This window comes from [Pantoea] beijingensis (assembly GCF_022647505.1).
Lineage (GTDB): Bacteria > Pseudomonadota > Gammaproteobacteria > Enterobacterales > Enterobacteriaceae > Erwinia > Erwinia beijingensis.
On the sequence record NZ_CP071409.1, the window covers coordinates 2,695,631 to 2,713,337 of the forward strand.

15 protein-coding genes are annotated in these 17,707 nt (G+C 53.0%); all 15 read right to left on the bottom strand.

Going from position 1 to position 17,707, the window contains the following annotated elements; genetic code table 11:
• On the bottom strand, positions 1 to 549 hold the full coding sequence (locus tag J1C60_RS12185) for a hypothetical protein (protein ID WP_242080475.1): 549 nt from the start codon (positions 547 to 549) through the stop codon (positions 1 to 3).
• 91 nt (positions 550 to 640) lie between these two features.
• Positions 641 to 784, bottom strand: a complete 144-nt coding sequence (locus tag J1C60_RS12190) for a hypothetical protein (RefSeq protein WP_164877279.1) — start codon at positions 782 to 784, stop codon at positions 641 to 643.
• 2 nt (positions 785 to 786) lie between these two features.
• Positions 787 to 1,332, bottom strand: coding sequence for a DUF3304 domain-containing protein (locus tag J1C60_RS12195; protein ID WP_242080476.1), 546 nt, complete (start codon positions 1,330 to 1,332; stop codon positions 787 to 789).
• Between the two features lie 91 nt (positions 1,333 to 1,423).
• Positions 1,424 to 1,591: a hypothetical protein gene (locus tag J1C60_RS12200; RefSeq protein WP_242080462.1), complete on the bottom strand. Its 168-nt coding sequence runs from the start codon at positions 1,589 to 1,591 to the stop codon at positions 1,424 to 1,426.
• Positions 1,592 to 1,593: 2 nt separating this feature from the next.
• On the bottom strand, positions 1,594 to 2,139 hold the full coding sequence (locus J1C60_RS12205; protein ID WP_242080477.1) for a DUF3304 domain-containing protein: 546 nt from the start codon (positions 2,137 to 2,139) through the stop codon (positions 1,594 to 1,596).
• 116 nt (positions 2,140 to 2,255) lie between these two features.
• Positions 2,256 to 3,101, bottom strand: a complete 846-nt coding sequence (locus J1C60_RS12210) for a DUF4123 domain-containing protein (RefSeq protein WP_235859170.1) — start codon at positions 3,099 to 3,101, stop codon at positions 2,256 to 2,258.
• A complete protein-coding gene (locus tag J1C60_RS12215; protein ID WP_128178018.1) occupies positions 3,101 to 5,431 on the bottom strand; it encodes a type VI secretion system Vgr family protein in 2,331 nt (776 codons plus the stop codon). Before J1C60_RS12215 ends, J1C60_RS12210 begins: the two co-directional genes overlap by 1 nt.
• Positions 5,432 to 5,442: 11 nt before the next feature.
• On the bottom strand, positions 5,443 to 5,967 hold the full coding sequence (gene tssJ, locus J1C60_RS12220; RefSeq protein WP_128177958.1) for a type VI secretion system lipoprotein TssJ: 525 nt from the start codon (positions 5,965 to 5,967) through the stop codon (positions 5,443 to 5,445).
• Between the two features lie 31 nt (positions 5,968 to 5,998).
• Positions 5,999 to 7,078 (bottom strand): type VI secretion system baseplate subunit TssG, encoded by a 1,080-nt coding sequence (gene tssG, locus J1C60_RS12225; protein ID WP_128177960.1) that lies wholly within the window; start codon positions 7,076 to 7,078, stop codon positions 5,999 to 6,001.
• Positions 7,042 to 8,811, bottom strand: coding sequence for a type VI secretion system baseplate subunit TssF (tssF, locus tag J1C60_RS12230; RefSeq protein ID WP_128177962.1), 1,770 nt, complete (start codon positions 8,809 to 8,811; stop codon positions 7,042 to 7,044). The genes tssG and tssF overlap by 37 nt, the downstream gene beginning before the upstream one ends.
• Positions 8,812 to 9,001: 190 nt before the next feature.
• Positions 9,002 to 12,418, bottom strand: coding sequence for an ImcF-related family protein (locus J1C60_RS12235; protein ID WP_128177964.1), 3,417 nt, complete (start codon positions 12,416 to 12,418; stop codon positions 9,002 to 9,004).
• Entirely contained in the window at positions 12,415 to 13,617 is a 1,203-nt protein-coding gene (locus J1C60_RS12240; protein WP_128177966.1) for a PrgI family protein, read from the bottom strand. The genes J1C60_RS12235 and J1C60_RS12240 overlap by 4 nt, the downstream gene beginning before the upstream one ends.
• Before the next feature lie 2 nt (positions 13,618 to 13,619).
• Entirely contained in the window at positions 13,620 to 13,883 is a 264-nt protein-coding gene (locus tag J1C60_RS12245) for a PAAR domain-containing protein (protein ID WP_128177968.1), read from the bottom strand.
• 461 nt (positions 13,884 to 14,344) lie between these two features.
• On the bottom strand, positions 14,345 to 14,917 hold the full coding sequence (locus J1C60_RS12250) for a hypothetical protein (protein WP_128177970.1): 573 nt from the start codon (positions 14,915 to 14,917) through the stop codon (positions 14,345 to 14,347).
• Positions 14,904 to 17,702: a hypothetical protein gene (locus tag J1C60_RS12255; protein WP_206612512.1), complete on the bottom strand. Its 2,799-nt coding sequence runs from the start codon at positions 17,700 to 17,702 to the stop codon at positions 14,904 to 14,906. Before J1C60_RS12255 ends, J1C60_RS12250 begins: the two co-directional genes overlap by 14 nt.
• Positions 17,703 to 17,707: the final 5 nt, after the last annotated feature.

The following is a 17,707-nucleotide window of genomic DNA, read 5'->3' on the forward strand; positions in this document are numbered from 1 at the left end:
CTATTTTCCTTCCAGAAGCGCAGACGGCGTATAGTTCGGGCTACGGGGATCATAGGGCGAGAAGGCGTTATCACTCCATCCCAGCAATACGTTGTCCCCGGGCAAAAAGTAGACATGCAGATCGTTCTCACCCCGCTTGCGCTCTGGCAGCGGCATCACCACCCGCCGCTGTTCCGGCCGCATTCCTGTATCATACTGCGGCCCGGTGACGCTGAGTGTCCAGATCACCTCGGCGGTCTTTCCCCTGACACTGCCGCAGCAGGTTGTCGCACCTCCACTTTCATTCGTATACTTATTGTTCGGATTATGGGCGCTGGCATTCCCCCCCGCCACGCCATTCACGCTGAATCCCAGAATGGGTCGGTCAATTTTGCTGTGAATTATCAGCGTCACGCCGCCCATCGGCGGTGCCCAGAACATCACCCAGACCATCCAGCCCAGTACAAACAGCACCGGCAGCGATATCACGCCCCAGATCCACACTTTGCGCCGGGCATAAAACCGGTTTACCGCACCATCTACCCGCTCCAGGCGTTCAAAAAATCCCATTGTCTCTCCCTGCCATTTATTCAGTCCCTGACCGGCATCCCCGGCATTCATAAAAATATTACGCCCGGGGACGTAAGCTGCCGCCTTCTTATCAGCGGCTAACCGGCACGCCCTGCCCGATATTGCGCCCCACGCCGTCAGAAAAGAACCCGATGCCGTATCCGTGGGCCGTTACCGGGCCGGTGATCACCGGCCGGTGCGCCGCCGCAATGAGGGCATCCAAATCCATTTGCATAGCTATTTTCCTTCCAGAAGCGCAGACGGCGTATAGTTCGGGCTACGGGGATCATAAGGCGAGAAGGCGTTATCACTCCATCCCAGCAATACGTTGTCCCCGGGTAAAAAGTAGACGTGCAGATCGTTCTCACCCCGCTTGCGCTCAGGCAGCGGCATCACTACCCGCCGCTGTTCCGGTCGCATTCCTGTATCATACTGTGGCCCGGTGACATCCAGCGTCCAGATCACCTCGGCGGTCTTTCCCCTGATACTGCCGCAGCAGGTTGTTTTTCCATTTTCACCCGCATACTTATTATTAGGGTTAAACGCCCCCGCGTTACCGCCCGCCACGCCATTCACGCTGAATCCCAGAATGGGGCGGTCAAGCCGGGTATGAATTATCAGCGTCACGCCGCCCATCGGCGGTGCCCAGAACATCACCCAGACCATCCAGCCCAGTACAAACAGCACCGGCAGCGATATCACGCCCCAGATCCACACTTTGCGCCGGGCATAAAACCGGTTTACCGCACCATCTACCCGCTCCAGGCGTTCAAAAAATCCCATTGTCTCTCCCTGCCATTTATTCAGTCCCTGACCGGCATCCCCGGCATTCATAAAAATATTACGCCCGGGGACGTAAGCTGCCGCCTTCTTATCAGCGGCTAACCGGCACGCCCTGCCTGATATTGCGCCCCACGCCGTCAAAGAAAAAACCGATATGCAGTATCCGTGGGCCGTTACCGGGCCGGCGATCACCGGCCTGCTGCGCCCGGTGCGCCGCCGCAATGAGGATATCCAAATCCATTTCCATTTCCATTTCCATAACTATTTTCCTTCCAGAAGCGCAGACGGCGTATAGTTCGGGCTACGGGGATCATAGGGCGAGAAGGCGTTATCACTCCACCCCAGCAATACGTTGTCCCCCGGCAAAAAGTAGACGTGTAGATCGTTCTCACCCCGTTTTCGTTCAGGCAGCGGCATAATGACCTTATGAATCTCGGTGCGTAACCCGGCATTGTACTGTGCTCTTGTATAGTCAACGGTCCAGATCACCTCGGCGGTCTTTCCCCTGATACTGCCGCAGCAGGTTGATGCCCCATTTTCCCCCGCATACTTATTATTAGGGTTAAACGCCCCGGCGTTACCCCCCGCCACGCCGTTCACGCTGAATCCCCTTATCGGACGGTCAATTTTGCTGTGAATTATCAGCGTCACGCCGCCCATCGGCGGTGCCCAGAACATCACCCAGACCATCCAGCCCAGTACAAACAGCACCGGCAGCGATATCACGCCCCAGATCCACACTTTGCGCCGGGCATAAAACCGGTTTACCGCGCCATCTACCCGCTCCAGGCGTTCAACAAATCCCATTGTCTCTCCCTGCCGTTTATTCAGTCCCTGACCGGCATCCCCGGCATTCATAAAAATATTACGCCCGGGGAGGTGAGCTGCCGCCTTCTTATCAGCGGCTAACCGGCACGCCTTACTCAATATTTCAGATTTTCAGTCTGTGTATCTGCAAGGTTAACCAACACTTCTGCCAGCGATAGCGTTCCATTCACTACGTTCGGTAATGCGCCCCTCAGTGCATCTGATTCCAGCTGTTGCCTTCCGCCATTGAGGTAACAGAGCGCGAAAACTTTCTGATCCGTCGGGGATAACAACCCCGTCTCTTTACTTTTATTCAGCGCCTTTATCACCATCAACCGCTGTGCACACGGTGGAAACACCTTACTGGTCGGCATCCTCTGCCACTCATTCAATACGCTGGTCACTTCTGGCTTATCCGCGATCTGCTGCCATGTAGTTTTATCCAGCCTGATGATATGATCTCCTGGATGTTCAATTGCAGAGTCAGAAATGCTGAGTCGCTGCCATTGCGTCTCACCGGGGAACCACCATTGCGTGATGCCGTTGAACAGATAAGCATGCCAGTCATGCTCTGCACGGCCAGCCAGCACCTCAACAACATGGCTGGCATAGAAGCGCGTCAGAACTGCCGCGCCTTCGGGTGGCACGATGGTACATCCACGGGACAACTGCACGGCCAGCGAGGGCGGATAGCGGGTTGAGACAATCACCGCAACACAACCAGGTAATGTATTCAGATAATCTGTTAGCTGTTCTCTATCATCTACTGCCAGCAGCCAGGGGCCATAGTCCTTAAATTCCGTTAACTGCGGGTGGAGATACAGCGAATGAAGCCTGTCTTCATGTTGCGATTTAACCTCCTGAAAATCCCTTACCGACTGTGCGCCAGCTTCAAACAGCAGGCAGATATTTTCTTCCGTTTTCACCGGGAATGCCGCCAACAGCTCACTGGAATCCATCATTATGCTCCCTGCACAATACCGTCATTTGCCTGGATGGCTTTTAACAGACATGGAATACAGATTTTGTCCTGTATCACCGGGTGAATTTCCGGGAAGTCAATCGGCTGTGATGTGGGCACCGTATGATGCGTGCGCTTAATCTTCCGCGTATAGGTCGTGTCCGTGCCGTACTCTATCTTTCCGCCTTCAATTTTCAGATAGCTGCCGCCGCCAATCAGCGTCACCTTCCTTTTGCCCGCAAACAGCATATCGCTCGCCGATATCAGGCTCAGCTTTTGTTCTGCGGATAAGTGCATCGCGCCGTTCTGCGCCTGGATTTGCACCGGGCCTTCGCTGGCGTTCAGCGTCAGCGACCCCGTACGCGCGAACAGACCGACGCGTTCTCCGGCCAGAATCGCTGTGTTACCTATCGATCCGCTGCTGAAATCTCCACCCGCATTTATCGCCGCGTTCTGGCTGGCGGCAAGCTGCATATGCTCCCCGCTGCTGAACGCCACGCCCTGCGGGCCGTGGAAATGGATTATTTCGTTCAGCGGTTTCAGGCGCTGGTCGAACATGGCTATCTGACTGGCAATATCCGCCTCCAGCGCCTGCGCCTGTTCTGCGGCCACGGCTAACTGCTGGAGCTGATTACGGCACACTTCAATTTCCCTGAGCGCCGTCGCCATATCCAGCACCTCACCTGCGGCTTTGGCCTGTCCGTCAGCGGTGATAAACAGCCCTTTCGCCACGCGGATAACGCCGTACTCATCGGTGCGCAGCTCGAAGCCTGAACCCCGTTGCTTATTCTGCCCATCGACGATATGCCCCTGATTCAGTTGCGTGCCGCCGAATGGCGTGGTGAGCGCGATATGCTCCTGCCCCCGCTGATCTTCCATCCGCAGTTCGTTCTGGCCCGCCGTGCGCAGAATATTCTGACTTCGGTTGTCGCGGGTCACGATATCGACGTGTTCAGAGTCATGGAAAGCATGAGCGATATACGGCCGGTCGATATCGCCGTCGTCATACGCAATGCCCACTTCGGTACCATCGATAAGCGGTGTATGCCAACCGTATGTGTCGCCCGAGTACGGCTTCGCCTGACGTATCCACAAGAAGTGGTAACCGGGCTCCGCCTCTTCGCGGCTGAAGTCCATCTTCACCCGATAGCGGCCCAGGTTATCAAGATGGGCATAGGTGTCGTGTTTCTCCCGGCTTTCAATACGCGCCGGCAGCGTGCCATGTATCTTCGGGCGGACTTCTTCTTTCGGGCGGAAGCAGAACTGTTCGCTGTACGGCATGCCCCACGCCGATACGTGCAGACGGCTGTCACGCGCGGCGCTGTAGGTGGTGAGGGTTATCACCACGCCTTCCTTCAGGTCGTTAAGGTTGCTGCCGTCCGCTTCCAGTACCATGCCCGGCATCAGCCCGGCCGCGTTGCTGAACAGGTGCAGTCTGGCCGATTTATTCAGCTCGCGCTCGTGGTGAAGCCGGGCGTAAAATGCCCCGCTCTCCGTTTCCGGCTCAGAGGTGCTGTCGTCCCCCGCGTCAAGAAACGGGGCCGCGTAGCAGTAGTGCTCTCCCGTTGTGGTGGCACTGTTTCTGACGCTAACGGCAGAATCCATCGGCGTGGTCGCCGTGCGGTAGTTGTAATCACGGCTTCTTACCCGCCCGGCCACCGTGTTATGCCAGGTGCGCAGGCCCCATACCGATTCCGCCGCACCATCATAAAGGTCTGACGGCTCCTGATACGGCAGATGCTCACCAAACTGATAAAATTGCTGACCGTCGGCAAAGATCACCGTGTCCAGTCCGGTGACGTCGTTCACTCCGGTACGGAACCAGATGCCGACCTCTGAAAGAATGCGCTGAATAAACTGCAGGTCGCTTTCACGCCACTGGGTGATGAGATCACGCTGTGGGTAGCGCTTTTCCAGACGAAACTCAAAATCCGCCCCTTCCAGACCATGCTTACGCAGCACCTGCTCCACCAGCTCCGGCACGGAAAGATTCTGGTACACCGCGCAGCGCCGGGTATGCGAAAGCAGCGACAGCCGGGAGGAGAGCGTTACGCTGTAGTGCGTCTGGTCGGCGGTTGAGCCCAACCATTCAAACGCCGTAACCACACCGTGGATTTCGCGACCACTGAGCATCCGTAGCGTGGCATATGTCAGCAGCACCTCTTCCGCCGCCACATCGCTTTGCTGCGTGGTGAACTCAATGCGCCACTTCGATGGCGCACTCAGCGCTTCGCGCCCGTAAAAGTTCAGCACATCCGGTTTTACCCGGCTGTCGTTTATCTCAAGCGTGTAGCGCGTTTGCCCGTCAAACAGGGCCAGCCAGTTGTCCATTGCCATACTCGTCACTCCTTAACGGGAACCAGCGTCAGGGAACCCTTCCCAAGCTCAATGGTGCGAGGTTTGTCCGGATCGAGGTCATCACGGCTCAACACCAGTCGCCAGGTATTGTTCTTCATCTCCGGCCTGTTAAACAGCCCGATGATCGCGACATACTTCGCGTCTTCATCCATCGGCATATTAAGAGAGACACTGCCTTTGGGCATCACCAACAGGGATTTGCTCGCCACCATGTCCTCTTTCAGCGTGCTGTCGGCATCACGCAGCAGTTTCTGGTAGTCGGCGGCCTCCACTTTCTGACGGTCTTTTAACTGATATACCCGGACCATGGTCGCCAGCGGCGTCTGAGCTTCATCGGCATTGGCCGCCGCGCGTGGTTCAAAGTCAAGATGCAGCACCTTTATCTTTTTGTAGAAAATGGCTTTGGTCATGCTGACGGTACCCTCAGTGACGGTCTGCGTCAGTCCGCAACCCGCCAGTAAACTGCAGAGAGCGAGCAGGACAACCTGTCGCAGGGAAATAGATGTCATTCAGAGATTCCTTCCAGAATAAACAGCAGAATTAATCGAAGCGGTAATCGCCATCCTGTGCCGGAGACAGCGGCCTGCAGTCCAGTCCTTCGTAACAGCCCAGGCTGACGGTCAGATGGGCACATTTCCCAGGCTTGCCATTTTTCAGTCCCAGCACGCCAGTGCGGCCAAGCTGGATACAGCGCTTTTGCCCTAAACGCGGTTCAGGCAGCGAACTCACCGGGACGGTCAGCCGTAGTCGCACGTCTGAACGATAACCCAGGTAGACCCGCAGCAGCACCAGCAGGTCAGTGTGGAGTTGCCCGCCGGGCAACCAGCCTTCAGCTTCTTCCGGGTTATTCGTCGCCAACATCAGCAATACGCGGCTACAGGCTTCTTTCCCGGTTTTGCCGAGCGTCGCCCGCTGTGACAGGGCGACGCGGCTGCCTTTCCCCAGACCGCTGCGCTGCGACACCCGGACCTTTACCGGATCAGGGGTGATAATGGTCGCCGTGGTGTCCGGCGCCAGCAGGCCAACCAGTTGGCGAATCCCCTCGGCATTACGGGTCGGCAGGCGCATGGTGCCCAGCAGCGCCAGAAAACGTGAGACCGGAGTGGCCACATTATCCGCCGTGCCGGGAATGCCCAGCCCGACCAGACCTAACAGGCACTGTGAAGTCGCATCCGTACCACCTGATTCAAACGTCGCCGGGTAGGCGTACTTACGCCAGATACGGTAGTACTGGGTGGTAATGCGGTGGCTGAAAATATCAAGAAATGATGCCGTAGCTTCATATCCTTCGCGGCGTTGGGCAATATCATCCAGGTAGGCCGTCGGCAGCGGCGAGTCCACGCCGTACATCCCCAGAAAGGTGGTGCGCACCGTCGGTGGCAGCTCCGGATGGTCTTCGTCTGTTTCTACGGCACGCAACTCACTTGCCGGAAAGCCCATCCCAGGCCAGGGACGGAAACGCACAGGATCGGCGGTCGGCTTATTGGCAGTACCGAGCAACGGCGCACCGGGATTGTCCTGCTCAAGCAGTTGGCAGAACCGGTAGAAGTTAACCCGCCAGATATCCTTTTTAAGTTGCTCGGTCAGCCCGGCACGTGCTGGCTGTGATTCTCTTTCCATCGCAGTCGTTTCCCTGTCGGTTGCAGTACCAGCGTCAGCTGATTGAAAAGGTGAACATCGGCATACAGCGCAAAGAAGCGATGCAGCATTTCACCAAACAGATTTACATCACCCTCGCCCGCGAAGTTGTCGGCGTTCAACGTCACCTCAATATCCACGCCGCGCAACATGTAGCCACGCTCAAACCGGCGGATCAGCGTATGCTTCACCGCTACAATGGCCTCCAGCCGGCGACGGTTCATTTCATCATCTGTCCAGTCATACAGTGCCAGCGTACCGCGCAGTACTTCAGGGTTATCCATCATACTTAAGAAGCTGGAGCCCAGGTGGCTCATGACGCGCCAGTGAAAGCGATCATTCGCAGGCGGATACAGTGGCAAGGTGGGCGCATTAAGGTTCATTACCTTCACAGGCACTTTTCCCGCTTTCACGACCCTATCAAGCAGCGTACTTTCCAGCGCCTTACGCGGCATCTGTCCGTTGGTCCCGGTGATGCGCATCGATAACGACTCGGGTTTTTCCGTCAGTTGCTCCATCTCAAACGAACGCCCCCCGAGAATAAGCCAGGTGTCATACAGCCCGGACGGGCCACGCTTCACGCGGGTATGGAAATAACGCTCCGGCGCATCGTAGCGCATCATACCGCCACGATGGCGAAAACTGGTGAACGGCACGTAAGGGTGTTTGCCATTTTTCACCGCGCCGTGAATGTTATCAACGCTGTAGATCTCGGTATGTCCGTCCTGCACGCGCAGCGGGCGCAGCAGGTATTCGTTTTCCAACGGATCGAGGGTCAGCGGGTCCGCTTCCAGGGTAAAGAGGTTAATCACCGGGGCACAGTGCAGACGAAAATTTTCGGTTTCAAACGGCATATCAGATGGCCAGCCGCCGTCGAGCACAATATCGGTTTCAAACCAGGTCGTGTCCTGATTCAGCCCGGTCAACTCCAGCCCGCGCAGCTCAACAAACATAAATTTCTGGCGGAAACTGAAGTACTCCAGCAGTAGCTGGTAACCGCTAAAGGTCGAATCACCTTTTGGCCACAGACGTTCGTTGTCTTCAAAACCCATTGGTTTGCACCAGCCGTTAAAGCGGATGCGTTCAGTACGCGTTGCCGCATGGCGGGTATACATCGCATGAACCCGGCGGGTCAGCGCCAGATGCAGAGCCGAAGCCACCGGACTTTCAGCGTCCAGGTAAATAGCGACATGACCGATCCCGCTTTTCGCCCAGTCCACCCTGGCGGCGCACTCAAAGCGCAGCCGAATAGCCGCACGTCCGTCCGGCTCTGTCTGTAGGCACGCATCAGCCAGATGAAGGGGCTGCAGAGTGATATCACGGGTGGTACGGTACTGGCAGACGGTTTTATCCGGCCCAACCGGACGAGACAACACCGGAAACCCCTCAGACAGGATTTCAGCCTGCTTTAGTTGTTGCCATTCCGGATCGAACGCCACGACGGAGAGTGATGGAATAGTGCGCATATAGTGCGGCCAGAGCAGGCTTACCAGCCCTTCGGTCAGCTCCGGCAGGTCATCATCCAGCTTTTCGCGCAGGCGTCCCATCAGGAAGGCGAAACCTTCAAGCAGGCGCTCCACATATGGGTCACGGGCACCGGTTTTATCCAGATTGAGCATCGCTGCGCGGTCGGGGTGAGCACGGGCAAATTCTTTACCGGCTTCGCGCAAATAGCGCATCTCGGCCTCGTAATAGCGCAGGGTTAAATCATCCATGTACGCGATTCCTGAATAGTGTGGTAGTCAAAAAAGAAAGTCAGGTAGGCATCTGCTGCCCCGCATCTTCTGCGCGAGGCGGCAGCCAGCAGTCCTAATACGTCAGGCCATTGGGTATTCGGATGAGAGCCTCAGACTCTGCTGCCTCGTGCGAAACACAGAGCACCAGGAGCGACGTGCTGCCCCCATGTTATTGTCCCTCCGAGGAAGCCAAAGTGGTATTCACATCGTCAGGATCGACTGAAAAAATTGATTCAGGCAAACGAAAACCCTGAAGTTTCAGAAGCGCCAATGGCCCGTCACCCAGCTCACTACGCATAATAAATTTCAACGGGTTGCCGTCCGGCGTGATCCAAACCAGTTGGGTTCGGCTGCTATCCAGTGGAGTAATCAAAGCCTTATCCAGCAACCGGATAAAGCCCCAGTTTCCCTGATTATGAGCATACAACTGCATTTCGGTACTCACGGAACGCCAGCTGAGGTCCACGCCCGGATAGTAAGTATTCCCCGGCCAGGTAAAGCTCTGCCAGCTTTCCATCTGGTTAAAGTAATCCAGGTTCTGACCGTCCAGCGCCAGCTGCATCTGAGCAACATCACGCGATGGGCGTGCCATCAGCTCAAAATGAATACCGGCATCACCCTGCGAGAAAACAATATCTGCGATATTCGCCAGTTGATTAATGGCGTTCAGAAATGTCGGATTTACCGTCATGCCCTGGCTTGCTGAAGGATCAACCACCCAGCGGCTTCCTTCCTGATGCAGGATCCCACCAAGATTGGTTTTCAGGAACGCGGCAATGCGACCGGAGTCGCCACGCAGGAACTGCGCCAGCAACGGCAGCGAGGCATCACTTCCCGTGGCCTTAAACGGGTAGCGTCCGGCAAATGCAGTGTTCCACTGCGACACGATGGTACTCTGCCAGCGGGCATTGAGACTCCCTGCAGCCGGAGCCAGCACCTGGCGCCACGCCAGGTCCAGCGGCTGAACAAACAACGCCTGACCAAAACCATTCCACTCCTGACCGAGGCTTGCGGCGACCAGGCTACCGTAATCCCGGGTATCGGTCAGATCTATCGCTTTGCCCTGGAAGACTGTCTGAGCCAACATCTGTGCCATCGCCTGCGGATCCGGCGCACTGGTAACCTGTTGCAGCTTGAGGCGCACCTGTGTCACACGCGCCAGCCAGGACTGGAAACTCAGGTTGCCGTTGCTACCCGTGCCGTCTTTCCCGGCCATCAGGCCATTTAGCGGACCAAATACCGCATCCAGAGGACCTTTCGGCCCCTGAGCCTGCTCAATAAACCGCTGCGCATTTTTTTTACGCCCCACCAGTTTCTTCGCGGAATTCACCAGTGAATCGGCCAACGCCTCACCTTTGGCCCCGGTCTGCCCCTGCCAGGCCAACGTGTTCATCAGCGCCACCAGCGGCGACTGGCGCACATCCGCCAGCAGGTTGAGCTGAGCAATGGCTTCAGACAATGAGCCCGCTTCATTCCACTGGATGCTGTTGGCCATATTCAACCAGGCATTACCGAAATCGGTGAAGTAACGTTCTGTCAGGCGCTGCTTCAGCGCTTCTGGCAAGATATCGTTGCTCGCCTGATGGGTCTTATCCGTCAGCACCCAGTCAATTTCCGAACGGCGGGTTTTCACGACCTCATCAATGGCGTTTTCAACCTGCTCTTCCCACGCCTGCCGGGTGAACATTCCCGGTACCACCTCGGAGGTCGAGAAAAGGGTCGATGCATCGGTATCGCCGGTTATATCCCCCAGCGTTAAATCCGGCCAGTTGCGGGCGATACGCTGTAGCATCTCCTGATACAGACCTGACTCCGCATTACGCTGCCCAATCTGCTTGAGCAGGATCTGACGCACGGTTCCCACCAGCTCCACATCCGGTTTGATTTTCCATTCCGGATGGGACGGCAGATTCTGAGCGTAAAAGCCGAGCAATTTCGGCGCCTGGGTCTGCCAGACACTGTTGGCAACGCCCGTGCGGGACGGCCAGGCTTTCAGCATATTTCCGGCAAGCCAGGGTGCATCCACTTTATCTGGACGAGCCAGCATCAGGTAGCTTTTGAGCAAGTCATAGGTTTTCCGGGTTGCTGACGTTCGCGCATCACTGGCAGGAGGAAGTTGTACAAAGGCATTGAGCTGACGGTGTAGTTCGCCGGCCAGTACATCACGCATCAGCGTCTGGTTGTTACGGGCGTACAGTGGCCAGAGCATCCGCAGCGTATCACTGTCCTGATTGAGGCCAAAGCGGGTGTACCACGGTGCTCCGTGCACTTCGCAGTTCTGCAAACGGGCAATGGCCTGCTGAAGCACGAGCTGATTACGCAGGCGTTCGGTCAAGGGGTGCCGGGTATCGGCGGCAACGCGCGCGGTTTCCTGCGCCTGATAAATTTGCGCACGGTTAACCCCCAGCGACAGCAGCGTTCCTGCCCCCCACAACAGAACTAACGCCAGCAGTATCAGACGCAGCACGCGCTGCCAGTGAAAACCCAGTTTCCGTGGATGTTCGTGCAAACAGTCTTCTTCCAGCGCCTGCCAGGCCGGGTGGCCCAGCCGCGCGTGCGGCAGCGTGGAGGTTGCTGGCAGTACAGGGCTGAACATCACGCCGCGCAAACGATAAGGCGCGGGCCCGGTCATCAAGCTGGTCAGCAACGGCGTTAACTGTTGTTTAAGAGCCCCGCGCAGCCGATCGGACAATTTCAGCAGCCAGTCGTGACGGGTATCGCGGAGCAGCACTGACATCCCCGCGCGACGCAGACGGCTGGAAAGCGTCGCCAGAGATGCGATCGCCGCGTCCGGTAGCGCCCCCGGCCCAAACAGCGTACCGGTCGCTGGAACGCCCTCCCCTTCCTGGCTCCAAGCTTCCTCACGAATAAACCACAGCCAAACCGGAGCCTGCCAGCCAAACAGTGAATCGCCCTTCTGACGGCTGCGAACCAGCGTATCCAGCTCTGCAGGATCGGGGAGCGCCGCGCAATCCATCACCTGTACAATGCCGTCAACCGGGCGCTGAGGACGGACCTGGTTCAGGACGTCGATAAATTCAGGATCAGGCGGGGCCTTAGCCAATCCGGCATGGATCAGCACAATCCCGTCGTTTTCCTGCCAGTGGTCACGCCTGAGCCCCGGAACCACTTTTTCGATATGATCATCACGGCCCTGAACCAACAGCAGACGAACCTTAGATTTCCAGCGGCGGCCATAACGGAGGTGGAGGTGATCGGTGAGTGGTTCCGCGTGAAAACTTCCTTCAGCCAGTTCTTTTTCATCAACAAACTTATTTGCCTGATTAGACACTGCCGCACTGGCGGAGTCACTTCTGTTTTCCCTCCACAGACTATGTGCGCCACTACGGCCTGCAAGGAAAAAGTGTTTTTCCAGCCCCCAGGCAATCAGAATGACAATAACGCTTGTTGCTGTGCATACTAAAAATACACGTTCAATGACATAAGGCCCTATCCCAAACTTTGACGCCATATAATCGCTGCCCGTGGTGAGCAAAAAAAGAATGATGGCATTCAGGAAGATTAAGGCTAAAAACGTTGTACCAAGAAGTGATTTCTCTTTGGCATTTTCTTTGAATTTTGTCATTCCCTGATTACTTCCTTCTGTCGTCCTTTTGCGGTAATAGTGGCAAGCCAGATATCGTCATTCCTGGGGTCAGAATGGGCGGCAATAAACTGCACACCACTTTCCTGTACAACTTCGCTGGCAAGCGCGATCGCTGCCCAAAACGACGCTTTTCCGGGAAACCCGAGTACATCATCTATATTTTTAATATCTTCAGTCAGGCTGAGCGTTGCTTTATTATCTTCGCAGGCCTGATTTAATCCGGGCAAAGAAGTTACCGCTTCGCCGGTCATCCATATACCCTTTATCCCCTTCGGCTGTATTTCCGCCCAGCGCAAGGAATGCATCATATTGTGGGTCAGAGTTTCATTACGGCTTTGTTGAGGACGGTGCAATCGGACAGCATTCGGAAATCGATGACTTTTACGGTTACAGAACACCAGCGCCGTTATTGCTTCAGCATCATTTTCTTTAGGCGTTGGACGTAATGAAACGGTAAGAACTACCAATACGGAGGGTTTTCGCCAGTAGCGATCCAGCCAGTAATCCACGCTAGCAGGTCCGCTAACCGATAGCCTGTGCAACGATCTTTTAGATTTCAATACCATCAGGTGCAGTAATGTGGCCTCTTCTTTCTCCGATAACCCCGCATCACATTCAAACATAACCCAACATTCAAGTGTTTCAGGGAGCTGTTCAAGTATGTTCTTAACCCGTATTGCCGCTTTGTTAAGCGCCTCTTCAAGGGCATCAGGGTTTCCGTCAAATTCGGTCAATCTGGAATGTCTTACGGCAATATTCCCTACGCGAGGTTTAACGGTATTCATCAATGGAATGCCCTGCTCTATTGCCGCCAGTAAACTTCCCACGCCACGACCAGCCTGAGTTTGCACATACGAATCCAGAATCCAGGCAAATCGTTTTCCACGGGAAATTTCATCATTTTCAATAACCCCGCATTCATAGTTCCAGCCAGCTTCGCCGTTTTGTTCAATTTTGTAACCTATACGCCGGAAGCTGAATAACAGACCCCAGAAACAAAATGGCAATCCCAGCGCGGTAAACCAGAATACGAACCCGCTTCGTTCTCCAGTCCATTGCCAAAGTACCAACGTTGTGCCAACGGCCAGAATGATAAATAGACAAATAACCCAACGCAGAGTCAGCGGTCTCGCGATCTTTTCAGCATCAGCGGGAACTTCATCCAGATAAACTGGCATATTCAGCCAACCTTTCCTGCAGAAAACGAACTAATAAGCGTGCAGCCACAGCCGCATTTATGACCATGAAATGCAACGGGGACACCATTATCAAGATAATTAGAATTGCCTTCGACGATAGTTGTAGGACCGTGTCCATTTTGCGGGCAGGAAACTTTATCGCCTTTACGCGCAACGCCAATACCACCGAATTTCATGGTAGAGGAACACGTTAATACGGAACCACCGTGGGTTGTTTTATCGCCTTTACGGATGATTGGTAGCATATTGATTCCTTCATCACTCACCATACCGAAATAATTAACTTCATATTCAGGAAAGGATTACGCCCCCCCTCCCCCGCAACCTTTGTCTTGCAAACCATGAGCTCACTTTATCTGCAATCATTTTTTGAATAGTGAGGCTTAATATATTGCGTTTTATTTAAGCCGCACAGTTATTCAACGATGCCATTAATTTTATTCTGCATAGCATTCATATCCATTCCATTCTGGGGTGTATTTTTACACAAAAATATCTTTCATTATATTATCTTCACTTTACCCCCCCAACAATATACACATATAATAGGCATAAACAGACTTCCCATCATGTATTTGAAATTTTCATATAGGCGATTCATTTTAAGCAATCATCCTCATCGCATGTACCAGGTGGTGGTGTGCTTGAGTATGTAAGCATCAGTTGAAATAAGGTCATTAAATTACGGAAAATAAGAGTACTCACCTCAACCTACCTCGCATGCACCTTCAAAACTTAATATAAACTGCTCTCGTTTGAAAATATAAGCATTGTTCGAGCACTTTTTATCTTCTACTGAAATTTTACCTTCTTTTTTCTTTGGAATATTATCCCCATTAATCCATATAAGATCACTATTAGGATAGAACTCTACAGAGAATGGATCTGGCGATGGAGTTCCATTCTCTATGGTTGAATAATAGTGTGAATTACCATTAAAAACAGGTAATTCTGCAATTACCACCCCTTTAGACTTATCAATAATCCATCCACAAATCCACCCCTCCCCCCCACAATCCAAAGGGAGTTCGCCATCTTTACTAATATAAAGGCGGTAATGCCCTGCAAAATTCACATTTTTACGAAGCTCAATCTTCATAATATTCTGCCACGCTTTAGAATTTTGTTGCTGATCCGTCGTAAAATATATTTTATCAATGAATGGGCCAGAACTTATAGCCACTTTATGATCTTTAAATACAGGAGGCGTGCCATCTTCTGCTTTTGCGAACACCGCCATTATTAAAACAGAAATAAATAAAAATCTATTTATTTTCATTTTTAGAGCCCTCAAGAACCTGAATCATTTCATCTGGTTTTATGTGTGCTTTATTTATACCATCGCCCGAATAATATGAAACACCTTCTACCTGGGCATATCTTCTTTTATGTATCTTTCTCCCTTTTGAATCTCTTTTGATTGAGCCATCAGGGTTTCGCTCATATTCTGTCTTTGAACGACTAATCTCTTTACCTTTCCGAACACCAGCAGAAGCAAATTCCTTGGCCCAGTCATATATCGCATCTTCAATACTACCATCACCTTCAAGATAATCGATTATTGCAGGCCGCTTCGATTTTATAAGGTATTGCTCAAAAATAAGATCTTGCACTTCCTCATCATAAAATTTATTGACATTAAGATTAAGTTCTTTCACGGCCACTTTCAAAGTATTTGGAATCACCTGGAATCTACCTGTGGCAAATAATCCATGAGGTGTTTCGTCAGCCTGCGAGTCCATAACCTCTTTGATAGTCATTGATGTAAGATTTGTTTTGTAATGTGGCATATATGTCACATGAACATTATAGGCTGTATAATCATTCTTAGATTCAACCTTACCGAGGAAGTCTCCAAATTTACTATGTGCCCATCCAGTTTTTTTGCTGATTAACATCCCTAAAAACTCCACTGGATGCATATGCCACAGAAATGGTCCCAGCTTCAGTTTACTGGCATCCTGCATCCACACCATCTTCTCAATATAAGCCTCACTGTAAGCTTTCCACTCTGGTGCATCTTTCGTTAGATTGTTCAGAAACGGGAGCCAGATAGGATCGCTCTTCTTGTGATACCACTCGCTGGGATGCTTCACAATCATCCTGTTTTTAACATCCCGGTAAGACGGGTTATGGATAGCGCTCAGGTATTCCTGAGGTGAATAAGAATTGATGCTACCATCAATCCGGTTCAGCAGACGCTGGTAGTTATGCGGAACGGCACGATGGCTTACGCGGATATCATTGCTGGATGCACTGAGCAGCCTGTCATAAATATCACGGACCAGACCTCTGGGGGGATTTTTTCCGTCCAGGTGGTCAAAGCCAGGGGCTTCATCCACAATCGTGGTAAAACCCAGTTTTTCGAGATCGTATTGCGACAGTGTTTCAACGGACTTATTTGTCTTCGGCACATAGCCGTTCGCATAGGGCAAAAACCAGTATTCCTGTTTCTGTGCGTCCTGTTCTGTCTTCACCTGACTCAGCGTCAGGATGGCTTCGCCCTGCGAGACTCTGCCGCTACTGACCATTTCCCCGGCCTTCAGGTCTTTTGAAAACAGCGACAATCCCGACGGACATCTCAGATAAATCGGTGTGTTTTCTCCAACCTTCTCAGGATTTTTCAGAAAGCCTGGCAAATTATCATCGGCACTCAGGCATTCAATATGCACCTGGTAGCGGGCATCATAGCCTCCGTCTTTGGGTACCTGAAAATACCCCAAGTGTCCGATACTGTCGCCAGCACTGATTGGGTAGGGTGTGGGGCACGTGACCTTGTCAAACTGCATCGGCTCCGTAAAAGGCGGCTGCAGATGCGTCCACCACGACGGACACGCTGCGACTACACCAGTTGAAACAAGGTTGTTCTTGTCCGTCAGGATCCAGTACTGCTGACCTTCTTCAAGACTCGTCTTTGTCCCTTTGGCCTTCGCTTTATCGGACAGGCCTTTAAACGTCACAAGACCATAGCGACGGCCATTGTGGCCAGTAGTTCGCAAGCTGCTATCTTCAGCGTCCCATTCAACCAGAGCACCTTTGGGGATCGTCGCCATCCGGAACGCATCACTGACACTTTTATTATCGGTACTCGCGCTCATTACCCATTCAGGGCGATATGCTGACAGGCTGTCATTCACGATCCACTGCGTCTCTTTCACACTTGCGCCATAGGCGGAGTAAGGTGCCAAATGCATATACAGCGTATAAAAATGCAGCCCGCTTTGCTGTTTCGCCCCGGGCTGAATATAGTGACGGACCAGAACAAAAGAGCCTGATATGTTCAGGGGACCTGTCTCCCACGGAACATCCAGATAATCGCGGCAGATACGGTACGCGACGACCTCCCCGTCGGCCATACAGCGAACAGCCTGTTCACCTTTATACGCCACCGGGAAATCGACGAATTCAGAGGCCGCTTTTCCACTCAGCGCACACCAGGGCGTTGTAACACTGGTGATATGAATACCACCGTGCCACATGCCGTTGCTTCCCAGCAGATACCACCCGGTCGCTTCCCCTTCCAGATGTGACATCACATCGTCTTGGTTGATAAAATCACTTCCGCGGCTATTAGATGGGATTGGCCAGACTATTTTAATTTTACCGGGTTTACACGTGTCAGTGTGCGTAATCTTTTCTTCTATCACACCATAACGGTACATAATAAAAGAAGGTTTTATGTTTCGATAACTCTGCCCTGGATAAAATCCGACTAATTGAACAAAATCTGATACCCAATTAGTACCATTAAATATTGCAATATGCCCATGCGGATGGCCCGTAATAGGTTGAATTACGACAACATCGCCTGCCTGTTGACCGGGTATTGAAGCTGTATCAACAGGGCCATTCCCTGTATAAGAATATACAGCCTTAAAACCAACACTCAAAAAAGAAGGTCCGTAGTCACACGCTGATGCAGAATTACCAATTCTTGGAGTAGGGATTTTAATATGTACGCCACCCGCTTCTACTGCTCTTCGCACGTAAGCCGCGCACCTCCCCTTACTTCTGGGCTCCGCATGGATGTTGACGAAACTGACAGACAGTTTTTTATCCCACATAATTT